Origin of the sequence: Acinetobacter sp. Colony158, from assembly GCF_019264745.1 — a bacterium.
Taxonomy (GTDB): Bacteria; Pseudomonadota; Gammaproteobacteria; order Pseudomonadales; family Moraxellaceae; genus Acinetobacter; species Acinetobacter ursingii.
Genome location: NZ_CP078523.1, coordinates 688617 through 704463 on the forward strand (window position 1 = coordinate 688617; position 15847 = coordinate 704463).

15 protein-coding genes, 1 pseudogene and 1 riboswitch are annotated in these 15847 nt (G+C 41.9%); of the genes and pseudogenes, 6 read left to right on the top strand and 10 right to left on the bottom strand.

Going from position 1 to position 15847, the window contains the following annotated elements:
• A pseudogene (locus tag JR005_RS14400) lies at window positions 1–118 on the top strand (protein tyrosine phosphatase); the annotation flags it as partial.
• Window positions 119–150: 32 nt separating this feature from the next.
• On the opposite strand, the gene JR005_RS02595 reads toward JR005_RS14400, so the two are convergent.
• From JR005_RS02595 to JR005_RS02615, 5 genes are all read right to left on the bottom strand, one after another.
• Complete coding sequence (locus JR005_RS02595) at window positions 151–1215, bottom strand: SPOR domain-containing protein (RefSeq protein ID WP_171455411.1); 1065 nt, start codon at window positions 1213–1215, stop codon at window positions 151–153.
• Window positions 1215–2492 (bottom strand): bifunctional tetrahydrofolate synthase/dihydrofolate synthase, encoded by a 1278-nt coding sequence (folC, locus tag JR005_RS02600; RefSeq protein WP_125269246.1) that lies wholly within the window; start codon window positions 2490–2492, stop codon window positions 1215–1217. The genes JR005_RS02595 and folC overlap by 1 nt, the downstream gene beginning before the upstream one ends.
• Window positions 2489–3385 (bottom strand): acetyl-CoA carboxylase, carboxyltransferase subunit beta, encoded by an 897-nt coding sequence (accD, locus tag JR005_RS02605; protein ID WP_044433806.1) that lies wholly within the window; start codon window positions 3383–3385, stop codon window positions 2489–2491. The genes folC and accD overlap by 4 nt, the downstream gene beginning before the upstream one ends.
• Window positions 3382–4185, bottom strand: a complete 804-nt coding sequence (gene trpA / locus JR005_RS02610) for a tryptophan synthase subunit alpha (protein ID WP_125269247.1) — start codon at window positions 4183–4185, stop codon at window positions 3382–3384. Before trpA ends, accD begins: the two co-directional genes overlap by 4 nt.
• 443 nt (window positions 4186–4628) lie before the next feature.
• Entirely contained in the window at window positions 4629–5657 is a 1029-nt protein-coding gene (locus JR005_RS02615) for a helix-turn-helix domain-containing protein (RefSeq protein WP_125269248.1), read from the bottom strand.
• A gap of 117 nt (window positions 5658–5774) precedes the next feature.
• On the opposite strand from JR005_RS02615, the gene JR005_RS02620 reads away from it, so the two are divergent.
• On the top strand, window positions 5775–6650 hold the full coding sequence (locus JR005_RS02620) for a metal-dependent hydrolase (RefSeq protein ID WP_125269249.1): 876 nt from the start codon (window positions 5775–5777) through the stop codon (window positions 6648–6650).
• Window positions 6651–6672: 22 nt separating this feature from the next.
• Here JR005_RS02620 and JR005_RS02625 read toward each other — a convergent pair whose 3' ends face one another.
• The 4 genes from JR005_RS02625 to JR005_RS02640 all read right to left on the bottom strand — a co-directional run bounded on the left by JR005_RS02625 (window position 6673) and on the right by JR005_RS02640 (window position 10247).
• Window positions 6673–7668: a DUF2804 domain-containing protein gene (locus JR005_RS02625; RefSeq protein WP_125269250.1), complete on the bottom strand. Its 996-nt coding sequence runs from the start codon at window positions 7666–7668 to the stop codon at window positions 6673–6675.
• Between the two features lie 123 nt (window positions 7669–7791).
• Window positions 7792–8304: a DUF1543 domain-containing protein gene (locus JR005_RS02630; RefSeq protein ID WP_125269251.1), complete on the bottom strand. Its 513-nt coding sequence runs from the start codon at window positions 8302–8304 to the stop codon at window positions 7792–7794.
• A 73-nt stretch (window positions 8305–8377) separates the two neighbouring features.
• On the bottom strand, window positions 8378–9589 hold the full coding sequence (gene trpB / locus JR005_RS02635) for a tryptophan synthase subunit beta (protein WP_171455428.1): 1212 nt from the start codon (window positions 9587–9589) through the stop codon (window positions 8378–8380).
• A 13-nt stretch (window positions 9590–9602) separates the two neighbouring features.
• On the bottom strand, window positions 9603–10247 hold the full coding sequence (locus tag JR005_RS02640; RefSeq protein ID WP_267313004.1) for a phosphoribosylanthranilate isomerase: 645 nt from the start codon (window positions 10245–10247) through the stop codon (window positions 9603–9605).
• A 146-nt stretch (window positions 10248–10393) separates the two neighbouring features.
• A riboswitch (cobalamin riboswitch) is annotated at window positions 10394–10606 on the top strand.
• A 35-nt stretch (window positions 10607–10641) separates the two neighbouring features.
• On the opposite strand from JR005_RS02640, the gene JR005_RS02645 reads away from it, so the two are divergent.
• The 3 genes from JR005_RS02645 to JR005_RS02655 all read left to right on the top strand — a co-directional run bounded on the left by JR005_RS02645 (window position 10642) and on the right by JR005_RS02655 (window position 13881).
• The gene (locus JR005_RS02645) at window positions 10642–12468 is read left to right on the top strand and encodes a TonB-dependent receptor plug domain-containing protein (protein ID WP_125269254.1); all 1827 of its coding nucleotides are present in this window, start codon (window positions 10642–10644) and stop codon (window positions 12466–12468) included.
• An 84-nt stretch (window positions 12469–12552) separates the two neighbouring features.
• Window positions 12553–13131: a cob(I)yrinic acid a,c-diamide adenosyltransferase gene (locus tag JR005_RS02650; RefSeq protein WP_004991281.1), complete on the top strand. Its 579-nt coding sequence runs from the start codon at window positions 12553–12555 to the stop codon at window positions 13129–13131.
• A 39-nt stretch (window positions 13132–13170) separates the two neighbouring features.
• Window positions 13171–13881 carry a glycerophosphodiester phosphodiesterase gene (locus JR005_RS02655; protein ID WP_125269255.1) on the top strand — a complete coding sequence of 237 codons (711 nt, stop codon included), beginning with the start codon at window positions 13171–13173 and terminating at the stop codon, window positions 13879–13881.
• Window positions 13882–13912: 31 nt separating this feature from the next.
• On the opposite strand, the gene JR005_RS02660 is transcribed toward JR005_RS02655, so the two are convergent.
• Window positions 13913–14410: an META domain-containing protein gene (locus JR005_RS02660; protein ID WP_044433828.1), complete on the bottom strand. Its 498-nt coding sequence runs from the start codon at window positions 14408–14410 to the stop codon at window positions 13913–13915.
• Between the two features lie 249 nt (window positions 14411–14659).
• Here JR005_RS02660 and JR005_RS02665 point away from each other — a divergent pair, with 249 nt between their 5' ends.
• Window positions 14660–15829 carry an acyl-CoA desaturase gene (locus JR005_RS02665; protein ID WP_035253960.1) on the top strand — a complete coding sequence of 390 codons (1170 nt, stop codon included), beginning with the start codon at window positions 14660–14662 and terminating at the stop codon, window positions 15827–15829.
• Window positions 15830–15847 lie beyond the last annotated feature (18 nt).

The window sequence follows — 15847 nt, forward strand, 5'->3', positions numbered from 1 at the left end:
CGTACAAGAAATGAAATACGGAAGTTACGGCTACCACCCAATCTGGGTGAATATTGAAAAAATATTTACGCCTGAAAATATAAAATGGATTCGGGAGCAACTCGCGAATCCATCTTAAATCATCAGCAAGAATAACACTGCCAAAAACACTTAACGCTGATCGAGTGGAACCCAGTCGATCACCCAAGCTGATTTCATATTCAAACTGCTATCTGACACAATTTTCTTCCGTGCAGCATCGGCAGTTTCGCGGCTTTTAGATGGCCCCACCATAATTCGAATGCCTTTAGAAGTAGGGCTGGTGGTGACCTTATAGCCTTTGGCACGAAGTTTGGAAACCACTGCATCTGCATTGGCTTGGTTGGCAGCTAAAGCCACTTGTACCATCCAGTTTTTATCGCCATTTTCCAACAAATCACGTGCTTTATCAGCTTCTGCTTTTTTCTTGGCGTCTTCTTCGGCTTTATGCTTTTTCTCATCCGCTGCTTTTTTCTCAGCTTCAGCTTTACGTTTATCTTCAGCCGCTTTCTTGGCTGCTTTTTCCGCGTCTAACTGTCGCTGTTTTTCTTCAGTTGCCTTTTTCTCTGCGGCAACGCGTTCTTGCTCAGCTTTACGTTTGGCTTCGGCTTCTTTCTGCTTTTTCAATTGTTCAGCTTTCTGCTGTTCAGCCAGCTTTTGAGCATCAGCTTGTTTTTTCTGCTCAGCCAATTTTTTCTCTGCATCAAGTTTTTGCTGTTCAGACTTTTTTTGGTCTGTGGCTTTTTGTGCAGTATTTTGCGCTGTATTTTTTGTTTGATCCGTGATTTCTGGCGGAATATTGTCTGAACTTTCCTGAGCAGCATTACGACGCGCATTGATCGCTGCATATTCTTCTGCGGCTTTACGTGCGGCTGCCGCCTCGGCCTGTTGTTGTTGCGCTAGAAAGTCTGCGGCACGAGCTTCTTGTTCTGCCACCGCTTTTTCACGCGCACGGCGCTGTTCTTCAAGTAAACGCTTTTCCGTTTCAACATCAACTGCGAGCGGTTGTAACTGAACCATTTCGCCCGCCTGATTTGAACGATTATTGTCCTTTGCAGGTTGTTCGACTTTTGGTTGAGTTTGAACTTGCGTTTGGTGTATTTCTTCTTTTCCTTTCAGGAGTAATGCTGCCAATAAAACACCACCACCTAATAAAACAACACCGCCCATCCAGCGCTGTTTGTTATTCATTGACATTATTCCAAATACTCCCACACCGCTTCTAATGTATGAAACGAACCACAGACTAAAATTAGCTGATTATTGTTGGTTTGCTCAAGTGCTAATTTAAACGCCTCTTGGATACTTTCAAAGCTGTCTACTGTCTCACCTTGTAATGCATCCATCAATTGAGATAAGGGTGCAGCACGAGGAACATTTAACGGCGCAATTTTCCAATTCAAAACAGTGGGTTTTAATCGCTCTACCACTGATTTTATATCTTTATCGGCCAACATTGAAAATACAGCAACAACTTCTGTGTACTGTTTATTGTATTCCAAGAAATTTCGCAATTGCTTTAACAAAAATTCTACACCATGTGCATTATGACCAGCATCAAAAATAACGGTTTTATTTGCGATGACTCGCTGTTCAAAACGACCCGCCAATTGGGCTTTTTTGATTCCGCTGCTCAATGCTGCCTGAGAAATATCTAATCCACTCAAAAGTACCGCAGCCACCGCAGTCGAAATATTTTCCAGTGCTAGGGAACTCAGTGGAAGTTTTAATGTGGTTCCTGATGATGCAAAATTCCAGCTTTGACCATCACCCGCAGCTTGATAAAAATAATCTTGTTGCGCCACGTATAATTTGGCATTGACTTGATCGGCTTGAGTTTGAATCGCTTGTGGTAAATCTTGTAAACCAGCAAAAATGACAGGAATATCGGGACGCATAATCCCTGCTTTTTCAAACGCAATTTTTTCAATGCTATCGCCCAGCCAATCGGTATGATCCAGACCAATATTGGTAATCACAGCAATATCGGGATCAATCACATTGACCACATCCAGACGACCGCCCAAACCAACTTCAAGTACCCAGACATCACATTGTTTTTGTTTAAAAATAACAAACGCCGCCAAAGTCGTGGCTTCAAAAAAGGAAAGGCTTAACTCGCACTGACGACGCGCTTGATCCACTTGGACAAAAGCATCGATTAAAGTCTGGTCATCAACTTCCTGACCCTTTAATTTAACCCGCTCGTTAAAACGATAAATATGGGGCGATTGATAAAGGCCAACCTGATAACCCTGTTCATTTAAAATGGAAGCTAAGGTGGTGGTCGTTGATCCTTTACCATTGGTTCCAGCCACGGTAAATACTTTGGCTTGCGGTTGCATGACACCCAAAGCCTCAGCCACTGGAATCACACGTTCCAGACCTAAATCAATCCCTGTAACGTGAACATGGCCCCAATAATCGAGCCATGTATCTAAATTATCTGTTATTTTTGGAGCATCAGGTTTCAAGGTAAATTCATCAATTTCGCCACGATACGGGATACAGTATCACGTAATGCATGTCGATGAACAATTTGATCGATTACCCCATGATCAAGCAAATATTCGGCGCGCTGAAACGGTTCATCCAGTTTTTCACGAACGGTTTGTTCGATCACTCGCTTACCCGCAAAACCAATCATAGCTTTCGGTTCAGCAATATGTACATCACCTAGCATTGCCAAAGATGCTGTGACACCGCCATAAACAGGATGAGTCAAAACTACAATGTAGGGTAAATGAGCATCTTTCATTTTCTGAATTGCAGCAGAAGTACGTGCCATTTGCATCAGCGACAACATGCCTTCCTGCATACGTGCACCGCCAGAAGCAGCAAAACAGATTAAAGGTTGTTTAAGTTCAATTGCACGTTCAGCCGCTTGAACAAAGCGATCACCTACAACTGTCCCCATTGAACCGCCCATAAAGTCAAATTCAAAGGCACAGGCGACCATTGGGATATGATTAAGACTCCCCTGCATCACAACCAAAGCTTCTGTTTCACCCGTTTTGCTTTGTGCTTCACGCATACGCTCAGGATAAGGCTTACTATCGACAAATTTAAGTGGATCTTTGGCCGCAAATTCCTGACCCAGTTCGGTTTGGATCTGATCAAAAAACCATGTTAGACGATCACGTGCTTTCATACGCAAATGTTCATCACATTGTGGACAAACATAGGCATTGAATGCGATTGCAGTACGTGTCACCAATGCATGACATTCAGGGCATTCAATCGTTGGCTCAGTAAATGTTGCCTTAAGCACTTGTTGCTCATCAGGCGTGTGGATGCCAGGAACATGACGTTCAGTCCACGGCGTCGATGGGCTAAGAATTTTCCCTGATTTCACTTCTTGATTCATACTAACTCGTCGAGCGCAGCTCGAAGCTCCTTGATTTTATTGACCGTTTGTTCAACCGCTTGGTCGATTGCCAATGTAGCAAAAGGTTTAACTAAAGCACTTCCCACAATTACCGCATCGGCAACCTGTCCCATAGCCTTTGCAGATGCCGCATCACTAATCCCAAAACCCACACCCACAGGTACGTTAGTATGTGTTTTGATCTTGGCAATACGTGCCGCAGCTTCAGCAGTATCTAGGGTTGCTGCACCTGTTACGCCTTTAAGTGATACATAGTAAATAAAGCCGCTGGCTTGTTTTACGACATGTTGAATACGCTCATCGGTTGAGGTTGGTGCGAGCAAAAAGATTTGATCCATATCATGCTGCTTTAATACAGCATCCAAATCTTTGGCTTCTTCGGGCGGCATATCCACCAAAAGAATGCCATCTACACCAGATTCTTTCGCAGTTGATACAAATTTTTCATAACCAATCACTTCAACAGGATTTAAATATCCCATCAAAACCACAGGTGTTTCGGTATCATTTTGACGAAATTCCTTGACCATATTCAGTGCATCAAGCGTATTGGTTCCACCCGCTAACGCGCGTTCAGCCGCAAGTGCAATCACTGGCCCATCTGCCATTGGGTCGGAAAAGGGTAAGCCCAGTTCAATCACATCCACACCTGCATCGACCATTTTATGTAACAGTGATACTGTGACCTGTGGCTCAGGATCGCCCGCCATCACATAAGAAACCAACGCTTTACGTTGTTGGGATTTAAGCTGTTCGAAACGAGTGGCGAGACGTGACATAGGGTTGTGCTTTCCTTGATTTTATAAACTGAGGAGTTGTTTGTAGAAATACAGAACACCGCATTGTAACGCTATTTTTTGTCCATTGAACAGTCTTCACGTTGCTATGTACGCTGTTGTTGTGATTCCCTACAACCCAGAGCGTACATTTATCAATATTTTGTTGTTTTTCTCAATGATCAAAGCTTCCTATTTTTTAATGTTATTTCAAACAATAAAATATGAAATTAAATTAAAATTTATTCTAAAAATGATCTAAAAAACAAAAATATAAACAACATCAGCAGACCATTGCAGCGATTTCTGGTTTTATGAAAAATATGGCAGTTTGATATATCTGGTATAAAAACGGATGATCGAATCAAGTACTTTTGCAGTTGTCTACGTAAAATTTAGTCCATTCTCAGGATATTTATTTGATTCAGCGCGACTTATTCATCACCCTACAGTTGTTTTAAAAACTGTTTTGGCGTTTTCCCTGTCCAGCGTTTAAAGGCCCGACCAAAAGCACTTTGATCAGCATAGCCCAATGATGCGGCAATTTCGACCAGTGAACGCCCTTGTTTTAAATAAGTTTGACTTAAATTTAGACGATATTCGTCCAGAATATCCTGAAAATTAAGCTGATAAGATTTGAGCTGCCGTTGTAAAGTTCGTTCAGAATAATGCATTTGTCTAGCCACATAATCCTGAATGACTTCATTTTGTTGTTTTAATGCTTGTTCAATAAAACCCCAGACTTTTTGTTTTAATAACTGCTGTCGGTGCTCAAACGTATCCGCTTGTTGTAAGGACTGTTTAGCTTGCGTAGATAACACCTGATTGAGTTGTTGATCGGCAGCAAAACTTCTTGCTTGTAATACCTGTTGATCAAAGCAGATTTTATATTGACCCACATACAGCTGAATTTTACAGCCAAAAAACTGCTCATAATGACTTAATGATAAATGCGGGGGCAGTCCTAACTGAATCAAACGAGGCGGGATCAATTGTTCCTGCGCAATCAGTTTCGAAATTCTAAAGATTAATGACAAATTCAATTCATAAATTTCACGGTAATCCTGATAATTTGCGCTCCACATGATCTGAATCTGTTGATCCTGCTCCACAATTTTGAGCTGTTCCAGATTGGTTTGTTGAAATAGTAAGGGATAATATTGCTCAAGCAAATACATCGCCTGTTGTAAGTTTAAACTGGTGGATGCCAGATAGCCCATCATTCCCGCGTCCTGCAAACTGGCTTGTTCAGCCATAACCAAACTAACCGGACGTTTAAAATACCGCTGGAGTTGCTTCATCAACTGTAGATAAACTGTTAAATCGAAACCCTGTTCAGCATCGTTGTTCAATGCATTAGTCAATTGTTGCCATTGCGACTGTTGTTCTGAACCACTCAGCAGAGATTCCAGTTGATAATGTTGCAAGACGCGATGTAGAAGGCGTACATATCCCACTATAATTTTTACTGACATTGCGACATCCTTTTTGTCTCATGTCGCTATTTGTATAAAATATGGCAACAACTGTCAAAACAAAACGGATGATTGTCGCCATACTAAAACCATTGTTTCAACCGAGAATTAAAACAAATGAATGCCCATGTACAATATCAGGTCGATCCCGTGGTGCGCAGCAAACTAGACTTTAAACTTGAAGATGTTCCTCGTTTTTGGTTTGCAGGTGATCCGTTTCGAACTCGAGTTTTTGATGCACTGAGTCTGACCTTTCCGGATGGCGAACGTTATTTTATCGAGTGCGTCCGATTATTTCGTGACAAGATTCAGGATCCTGACTTACAGGCACGAGTGGCTGACTTTATCAAACAAGAAGCTCAGCATGGCATTGCCCATGACAAAATGAATCAACTCATGAAAGAGCAAGGTATGCCCGTTGAGCAATTTACCACTACACTCAAAAAGATTTTCCGCTTTGAGCTCACCAAACGTTCACCGCAATACAATATCGCCATGACTGCGGCGGCAGAACATTTGACTGCATTGATGGCAGAAACCTTTTATAGCAAAAAAGCAACGCTGCAAGAGGTTCACCCTTATGTTCGGGCTTTGTTGGCTTGGCATTCGATTGAGGAAATGGAGCATCGTGATGTGGCTTTTGACGTGATGCAACAGGTCGGAGAAGTTCCCGAAGTCACACGTAAATTTGCGCTGACGATCACCACCGCTTTGATGCTCGGCTTCACCTTATATCGTGCCAATGTCATGTTACGTTGTGATGGTTTTAATGGTCGGCAGCGTTTGCAATTGTTTCGTAAAGGCTTACCGTGGTTTTTAGGGCGCAAGGGAATTTTAACGGCGATGAAAAAGGAATATCTGGACTGGTATAAATCTGACTTTCATCCCAGCCAGCATCCTGTGATTCATCAATACGATGTCTGGGTCAAAACCTACGAAGAAACTGGTGATCCTATTTTAGCAGGTCAAGCATTTTGGCAAGCAGGCTATTAAAGCCTGCTGTTAACTCGAAACATTACCATTTGGCATAATGCTGTTCGAGCAAGGCATATTCAGCATTGAGCTGAATCACATTCCCCTGTTCGAGTTGAATCTGCCCAGTGACGTTAGCTTGCCATTGGCTAAACTGACTGCCCACCATTCTGAGATTAATATTTTCATAACGTCGCCAACCCGTTTCAACTTCAAGTTGCAACTTTTCATCCAGAGAACGTATACGCCAGCGATTTTCCTGTACGCGCTCAAACAAGACATCGCTAAGCGGATAGAGTCTACCATTGACCCACAGACAGTTTTCATTCCCAAAACTTTCATTCACCCCAGAGGCCAAATTAATACCAATACGCTGTCCCTGCATATCCCAAAAATTACAGGAGAGCCAGAACCACGCGGTCTCTGGTCGTAAAAATCCGCAGGTATCATCCAAAGCCGCAAAGGTTTTATCATTAAACTCAATCAGTTGATTTTGTTTATTGATAAAATACCCTTCAACCGCCAGTGTGGTTTTCTTTTGAGTATAGGTCCAGCCATTAATACCATTGGGGGAACATAAACTTAAAGGTTCCGTTCCCGCACAGAAAATTCGCGCGCTGAGTTTAATTTCACCATATTTGGTCACACGTACATAGCGCACACCATTGGCTTGTTGCATTTCAATTTCAAACGGTGCTTTGTAAAAATAACTTTGGTTAAATTGTGGTTGCTCATCAACATGCGTTTTACGCGCCAAAGGCTGAATGGCATTCCACTCCAGCACTTGTTGGGTTGCATGATCATAAATATAAAAAAAACCATGCCCTGCCCATGCAATATCGGCGATGGCTAAACCAATCGAATAATGTTCGTGCTGAATACTACAAAATTTAAATTTCTTATATTTCAGTTTACGTCGCCAGCCTTTTTCTATCTTGCCAAAAGGCGATTGATAGACATAACGACTGAGGCTAATCGCACTCGGAATTTCCTTAAAACGACCATAACGTGGTTGGCCACTTTCTTGTATTAAATCCATTTTCAGTTATCCGTTTAAATGATCCATTTAAAAATCAGGACACACGTGCAAATTTTACACAATTTTCACTTATAGATGAAAAACATATTGTTTTTCTACACGATTATTTTGAGATCCGAACATTTAAGCCAAAGTGAGATAGGTATTTTCCCAATGATTTGGAGCAAATGAACCTTGAACTAAATGAATATAACGTCCATGAATACAATCAATCGCTAAACAATCATCCACCTCAAGCACCCGATCAGTATGGGCTTTTTGCCATTTTTGATCGATATAAGCTTTACCGCGTTGTTTGGCTATGGTGGCATCGGTTGCAACTACCAAAACATAACGATGTAATTCGCCAAATTCACGTGCATCGTAGCCGCCCAAATTAATCAAATATAGCTTTTGATCCTTTGCAGCGGGAGCGGCATGAGATAAATGAACTTGATAAGATACGTCTTCGGACTCTACACCATTTACCTTCATCCACGCATCGATATGTAGACCTTTTAGCTCGCCAAACCATGCTTGTTTCAGTTGCGGCGTGATGTCTTCTAGCGAAGATCCGATGGCAAAGACCACATCATGCACTTCGGTATTGGCGCGAACATGACGACCACCGAGCATGACCACAAATAAATTTGACATTTTTATTCTCTTTTGTTGAAGAAAAAGGCCACCTGATCGGCAGCCTAAATCCTGAAAATAAATAAGTTGAAGATTACATTTCAACCATTTCCACGCCATCGACACGGGCAACCGTCATCAAGTCTTTATCACCACGACCTGAAACGGTCGCAATAATAATTTGATCTTTCGACATGGTTGGTGCCAATTTAGTGACATAAGCCATTGCGTGAGAGCTTTCGAGTGCAGGAATAATTCCTTCAATCTGGGTCAAATCACGGAAGCCCTGTAAGGCTTCGTCATCGTTGATTGGCACATATTGCACACGTTGCATATCTTTTAAGAAACTATGTTCTGGCCCTACACCAGGATAATCCAGACCTGCTGAAATACTATGCGTTTCTATAATTTGACCTTGTGCATCACTCATCAAATAAGTCCGATTACCATGCAGTACACCGACATGTCCTGCATTGAGTGGTGCCGAGTGTTTACCTGTTTCGACACCATAACCAGCCGCTTCGACACCATACATTTTGACATCATAGTCATTCAAAAATGGATAGAATAAGCCCATTGCATTCGAACCACCACCGACACAAGCCACCAGAGCATCAGGTAAACGACCTGCCTGATCCTGAATTTGCTGACGTGCTTCACGACCAATAATCGATTGGAAATCACGTACCAATTGCGGATACGGATGCGGCCCTGCCACGGTTCCAATCACATAATAGGTGCTGTCAACATTGGTGACCCAGTCACGCATGGCTTCATTCATGGCATCTTTTAAGGTTTTTGAGCCACTTTGCACAGGCACAACCGTTGCACCGAGTAAACGCATACGATAAACATTCATCGCCTGACGTTTGACATCTTCAGCACCCATGTAAACCACACATTCCATGCCCAAACGCGCGGCAATTGTTGCAGTAGCAACACCATGCTGACCCGCACCCGTTTCAGCAATAATCCGCTTTTTACCTGAAAGTTTCGCCAATAATGCCTGACCAATGGTGTTGTTCACTTTGTGTGAACCTGTATGGTTCAAGTCTTCACGTTTTAAATAGATCTGCGCTCCGCCCAAGTGTTTCGACCATCGCTCTGCATGATATAGCGGACTAGGACGTCCGACATAAAAAGCCAGATCACGGTCGAATTCTGCCAGAAATTGCTCGTCATTTTTCATACGGTTATAAAGACTTTCTAAATCTTCCAAAGCCGCCATGAGCGTTTCTGACACAAAACGTCCGCCATGAATACCAAAATGCCCACGAGCATCTGGATATTGCGTATAGTCAACCATCTGACCGTTTTGACTAGCGTTTTGCTGATCCACGTTGGACTCCTTGCATAAATCTTTCTATAAGTTGTTGGTCTTTGATACCTTTGGCAGATTCTACACCGCCACTCACATCTACCGCGTAAGCATGTGTTATTTCAATCGCATCTTCGACATTCTCAGGCGTTAGGCCTCCTGCCAAAATCAGAGGAATATCTATTTGAGGAAACTTCGACCAGTCAAATTGATGACCCGTTCCACCTTTGAGTTCAGGATGCCATGCATCGAGTAAAATTGCACTGGCCCCCGCAGCCTGATAACGCTGAATTTCACCCACGACATCCAGATCAGGTTTGACTTGAAGCGCTTTATACCAACGGCGTTTACAGATGCTCGCTATCTGCTGGCATTGCTCAGGCGTTTCATCGCCATGAAACTGTATGATATCTAATGCGACATGCTCAAGTGTTGTCTGAATCTGTTCTGCACTGGCATTCACAAATAAACCCACTGTTTGTATATACGGCGGAATATGTTCTATGAGTTGCTGTGCTTGCGCTGGGCTAACATAACGCGGACTTGGTGGAAAAAATACAAAGCCTATGGCGTCAGCGCCTGCCTGAACGACCGATAAAATATCTTGAGAACGGGTAATACCGCAAATTTTTGCGCGCGTTCGCATAAGGACATGGCTCTTGGTTGCCTGATCTATAGCCATCTATAAATCATAAAAAGAAAGCTATTGTAATGCAATTTCGTTCTGTTGCGGAAAAACTTAGTGTGAATAGATCGTATTCAGATTGTTTAATTCACAGCCAGACTTTATACTTCGCCCAAATGGCAACAAGTCAAAGCAATCGCCATAGGGAAGCTGGTGAAACTCCAGCACTGCCCCCGCAACGGTAACAATGTAAAGCATATTTTTTAGGCTAATTTAGGCTTAACACCACTGCATGATCAGATGTGGGAAGGTGAATATGTGAATACCCTCATAGGTATAATATTGAAGTCCGGAGACCTGCTTGTTGCATCCTTTAACTCAATCATTCACGTGGGGTGAATGTATGGAGCACATCATGTCTATTTCTTTACAACCTACTCGTTTAGTGGGTGCTATCGCTATTGCGATGGGGTTTTCATCTGTTGCATTTGCAGATGAATCAACGAATGCCACCAAACTTGATCCTATTGTCGTTACAGCTTCTAAAAGTGCAGAGAAAGTGAGTGAAGTCCCTGCGCGGATTTCTATCATTGAACCTCAAATACTCGAACAATCTCCAATTGCATCTTTACCAGATCTATTAATGAGCGAAGCTGCCATTAATATGGTGCAAAGTGGTGGTTATGGGCAAACAGCATCAATTTTTTTACGTGGCGGTAATTCAAACCAAACTCTGATTTTACGAGATGGTGTTCGCTTAAACTCTGCTACTTCGGGAACGGCATCTTTGCCTTTTATCGATACGACAGATATTAAACAAATTGAAGTCTTGAAAGGGCCTGCTTCTGTACTCTATGGTTCTGATGCAATTTCGGGTGTGGTTCAACTGATTTCAAAAACACCAGAAAAGAACTCAGCCTTTGTGACAGGCGAAGTTGGCGAAAATAAAACCTATAAATCTGTCGTTGGTGCAGATTTAGCAGAAAATGGTTTTTATGCGCAAGTACGCGGTCAGCGTCTTGAAACTGATGGAACACCTGTTAAAGACAGTGCCAATGCAGCGGATGCTTCTTATGATCAAAAAGGTTTTAGTACCAAAATTGGTGTAGACAAAGAGAACTACGCTGCTTCCGTTGATTATAGCCAAAATGAAGGGAATAGTGCTTATGACAACTATGGCAGCTTGGTCAATCAAGATTTTAAAAATGAAGTCATTAATTTAAAAGGTAAAGTAAAATTGCTCGAGGATATCGAGTTAAATGCACGTTTATCTCAGTTTAAGGATGATATTAACCAAAAAGATCCTAATTATCTCAACAGTTATGATTTTGTTCATAGTAAAACTCAAGAAGCGGAACTCTATGGGAAATGGAATTTTACTGCACATCAAAATATTCTGTTAGGTGTAACGCATCGCAATATTGATGGTGATGTAATCTCTTACGGCACACCATACAGCGAAGATATTGATTCAACAGGTTATTATATCCAACACCAATATAATCAAGCTGGTTTAAATACCCAAGTGGGTTTACGGGTTGAAGATAATGAAAAATTTGGAACCCATACCGTTGCTCAAGGTGCAATTCGCTACCAACTACTTCCTCTTACTAGCGTGTATGCAAATATTGGTTCAGCCTTTAAAGCACCGACTTTAAATGACATGTATGCCTACGGCGGTAATCCTGAGTTAAAACCAGAGGAAAGTATTTCTTATGAAATTGGGGTTGACCAAAAACTAGCCTACAACATTTCTACAGGCCTATCACTCTATACTACTCAAGTCGATGACTTAATTAACTATAGTGGCAGTCGAATGGAGAACGTAGACAAAGCTAAAATGGAAGGTGGCGAAGCCTATATCAAATGGCAAGGTGAACATCTTTATGCAAATTTAGGTTATAACTATGTTCGCGCCAAAGATGATAACACTCATGAAGACTTGAGCCGTCGTCCACGTCAGAATGTGAGTCTAACTACTGGCTGGCAAGATGAGCATTATGGTTTCTCGACGACTGTGATGGCAAATGGTTCTTATGACAATAGCGCCTATGATGATGTAAAAGTTCCAGGTCACTTACGCATTGATATGCATGGTCATTACAATATTAACCAGAATGTTCAAGTATTCGCCAATATTCAAAATATCGGAGATACAAACTATCGCACAGCCTATGGTAGCGGTAGTTACTACATCAACGGCGGTCGTCTTGCTTCAGCAGGAGTAACGCTTTCGTATTAAACAAAAATAGATAAAAATATTTTAAACAGCGCAGTTTAAGGATAATGTAATGACCGACATTATCCTTTTTTTGAAGGAAAATTTATGGGACACCGTTTAAGTAAAATATATACACGCACTGGCGATGCAGGCACCACAGGTTTGGGCGATGGCTCTCGCGTTTCTAAAGATGATCTACGTATTGCAGCACTCGGTGAAGTGGACGAGTTGAACGCAATTTTAGGGGTATTACGTGCTCAAATTGCCCATTCAGATTCGACTCAAAAAGAAAAATGGGAAAAACATTTAAGTCTGATTCAACACTGGCTGTTTGATTTAGGCGGTGAGGTCTGTATCCCGAACTATACCTTGTTGCAAGATGCCAGCATTGAGTACTTAGAACAAAGTATTGACCAGATGAATGAGCAGCTTCCAATGCTTAAAGAGTTTATTCTGCCTTCTGGTAGCTTGGCCTGTAGTTATGCACATCAAGCTCGTGCGGTATGTCGCCGTGCAGAACGCAGTTTGATTACGGTCCAGCAACGCGATCAAAATATTCAAACCACCTCATTACAATTATTGAATCGTTTGTCAGATTGGTTATTTGTGGCATCTCGGACCTTACAGCGTGAAAGTGGTGGCTCAGAAGTGTTATGGCAACGTAATATTAATGACACGATTTAAATTTTAAAATCACAAGGTCATATTCTGGGTAACTCAACTATGCAAATCATTGGTCATCGTGGCGCACGGGGCGAAGCACCTGAAAATACACTGGGTGGTTTTCAGTATTTAAGAGACTTAGGCATTCGCGCTGTTGAGTTTGATATTCGTCAACTCAGCAATGATCAACTTATGATTATTCACGATGATAATTTTTTGCGGACTACAGGTATTGCTGGCTCGGTATATGATCAGAATATCGATCTACAACAATTTGACCATCGTCACAACTGGCAGAATTGGCCTCAAGCTGAATACACGCCTTCACTTATACAGGTTTTAAATCTACTACATGATTTTGATCATATCGAAGTTGAGGCTAAAGCGGTCAACACTCAAGTAGATGCTGAAAAACTTACTCAAAGCTTAACTCAATATTTACAGGGCTTTGAGCAACAAGTCACCATCACCAGTTTTGATGAAAAAATTCTGTATTCTCTACAACAACAAAACAGCAGCTTTAAGCGCGGCTTTTTAATTGAAGAAGATATCAAGGCTCAAGCTATTGAAATAGCTCAAAAGCTAGGATGCTGTCATATTGGCTGGATGGATCAACTGGCCACCCACGACATGCTACAACTTTCCCAGCAAGCGCAGTTAAACATTAGTGTTTGGACAGTCAATGATATCGACCGTGCCAAACAACTCAGGGATGAAGGCATTCAGGGTCTGATCACGGATTATCCAAAGCAAATGTTGGCAGCACTTTAAGATCATTAAATCTTCACTGATCCAAACTAGTTTATTTCTTTTGGGCTTGAACTAAAATTTGCCCACTTTGATCCAACAACAATATTTGATTACCTTGCAACTTAAATCGTTTCACACGTTGTAAGACATCCATCAACTCAGCTTCTTGTGCCAATGCACCATCGCAACTTTGGTGGCCTGCCCGAACATCCAGATCAAGTTGCTGTAAGGCAAAGTTATAGGTATAACGACCATAAATCGTATTACAGCCCGTATTACCTTGTACAGTTTGCACAGCTGAGTTCAATGTCAGAAAAGGCATTTGATTAAAAAATTTAGCGCGTTTTTGCAGGACAGATGTAATCTGCCAAGTCACATCTTGTACACCATCGATACTTTTACGCGAAGGCTGAACAGATGACTGTTTGAGATGGTGGGCGTTTAATGCTGGTTTGCCGTTATTTTTTTGTATGGGTGCTGTTGTACTTTGACAGCCTACCAAAGCGAAAACCACACTTAAAAACAGTAAGTTGCGTAAAGAATGTCTCACAAAATGCCTACCCTATTGATTGCATCGTTTATCTTTCATAAACATGATGGATCTTGCGATAAAATCAATAAGCACATTGTTGAATTCTGTTACTGTTTTGATCAATACACTTGTACAATATTGCTAGTGAACATGTGTTCGCTCATGTTAATATGATGAATTCGTAGCCCGTCATGTTCGTTATAATTTCAGGGCCAGATAGTACTATTTTAACCTTTCACAAAAAGGTTTCCAGGAGCGCTGATGGAGATGAATACTCCCGCAACTCAAGCCCCAATCAACTGGATTGCAATTTTTGCTTTAGTTTTTTTACCGATTGTCGCGGTTATTGCGATCCCACTTTACGCTTATCACCATGATTTTAGCTTGGCATCATGGGTGAGTATGTTTGTACTTTTAGGTATGAGCAGTCTAGGTATTACGGCTGGTTATCATCGCCTGTGGGCACATCGCGCCTATGAAGCGACTTTACCGTTAAAAATCATCCTGATGATTATGGGAACCTTTGCGGTTCAAAACAGTATCCTTTTCTGGGCTTCAGGACACCGTACCCATCATCGCCATGTAGACGATATTGAAAAAGATCCATATTCCATCAAAAAAGGCTTCTGGTACGCACATCTTGGCTGGATGTTACGTGACTACCCAGCAGCAGAACCAAATTTCAAAAATGCACCAGATCTACTCAATGACAAACTGGTGATGTTCCAACACAAATATTACATTCCACTGGTCATTGCGGTTCATGTCGTCATTCTTGGCGCTGTGGGCTGGGCTGTCGGTGATGTTTGGGGCGTCATGCTATTAGGTGGATTGGTTCGTTTAATTCTCAGCCATCATGTGACGTTCTTTATTAACTCACTGTGTCATATGTGGGGCAAACGTCCTTATACGGATGAAAACACGGCACGTGATAATTTCTGGCTCGCGATTGCGACTTGGGGTGAGGGTTATCATAACTATCACCATATTTTCCAATACGACTACCGTAATGGAGTGAAATGGTGGCAATATGACCCGACCAAATGGTTGATCTGGTCGTGTTCAAAACTGGGCTTAGCCAAAAACTTGCGCCGTATTCCAAGTTTTAACATTCAAAAAGCTGAGTTAGCGATGCGTTTTAAATATGCAGAGCAAGATTTGGCCATCTATGGTCATGATGTCAACACTGACCTTGCTCAAATGAAGCAGCGTATTGCTCAAGAGTATGAGGCATTTACCCTGACACTTAACGACTGGGCGAAGTTGAAAGAACAAGAGTTGCATGCTAAAAAAGCCGCAATGGCAGAAAAGATTCATCAAATGGATCATAAACTTAAAGTCGATTTTCAATTACTCGAACATCGTTTAAGTCACCATCGCGAATGTCTGGAAACTTTGATGCGTAATGTCAAAAAACGCAATGCAGTTTCTGAATAATGATCATCATCAGATGCT

Bases quoted from the DNA above. Each gene is read 5' to 3' on its own strand.
- JR005_RS02650 (WP_004991281.1), top strand. From the start codon at position 12,553: ATGGGACACCGTTTAAGTAAAATATATACACGCACTGGCGATGCAGGC.
- JR005_RS02645 (WP_125269254.1), top strand. From the start codon at position 10,642: ATGTCTATTTCTTTACAACCTACTCGTTTAGTGGGTGCTATCGCTATT.
- JR005_RS02655 (WP_125269255.1), top strand. From the start codon at position 13,171: ATGCAAATCATTGGTCATCGTGGCGCACGGGGCGAAGCACCTGAAAAT.
- JR005_RS02665 (WP_035253960.1), top strand. From the start codon at position 14,660: ATGAATACTCCCGCAACTCAAGCCCCAATCAACTGGATTGCAATTTTT.
- trpA (WP_125269247.1), bottom strand. From the start codon at position 4,185: ATGTCACGTCTCGCCACTCGTTTCGAACAGCTTAAATCCCAACAACGT.
- trpB (WP_171455428.1), bottom strand. From the start codon at position 9,589: ATGGTTGACTATACGCAATATCCAGATGCTCGTGGGCATTTTGGTATT.
- JR005_RS02615 (WP_125269248.1), bottom strand. From the start codon at position 5,657: ATGTCAGTAAAAATTATAGTGGGATATGTACGCCTTCTACATCGCGTC.
- accD (WP_044433806.1), bottom strand. From the start codon at position 3,385: ATGAATCAAGAAGTGAAATCAGGGAAAATTCTTAGCCCATCGACGCCG.
- JR005_RS02640 (WP_267313004.1), bottom strand. From the start codon at position 10,247: ATGCGAACGCGCGCAAAAATTTGCGGTATTACCCGTTCTCAAGATATT.
- JR005_RS02625 (WP_125269250.1), bottom strand. From the start codon at position 7,668: ATGGATTTAATACAAGAAAGTGGCCAACCACGTTATGGTCGTTTTAAG.
- JR005_RS02630 (WP_125269251.1), bottom strand. From the start codon at position 8,304: ATGTCAAATTTATTTGTGGTCATGCTCGGTGGTCGTCATGTTCGCGCC.
- JR005_RS02620 (WP_125269249.1), top strand. From the start codon at position 5,775: ATGAATGCCCATGTACAATATCAGGTCGATCCCGTGGTGCGCAGCAAA.
- JR005_RS02595 (WP_171455411.1), bottom strand. From the start codon at position 1,215: ATGTCAATGAATAACAAACAGCGCTGGATGGGCGGTGTTGTTTTATTA.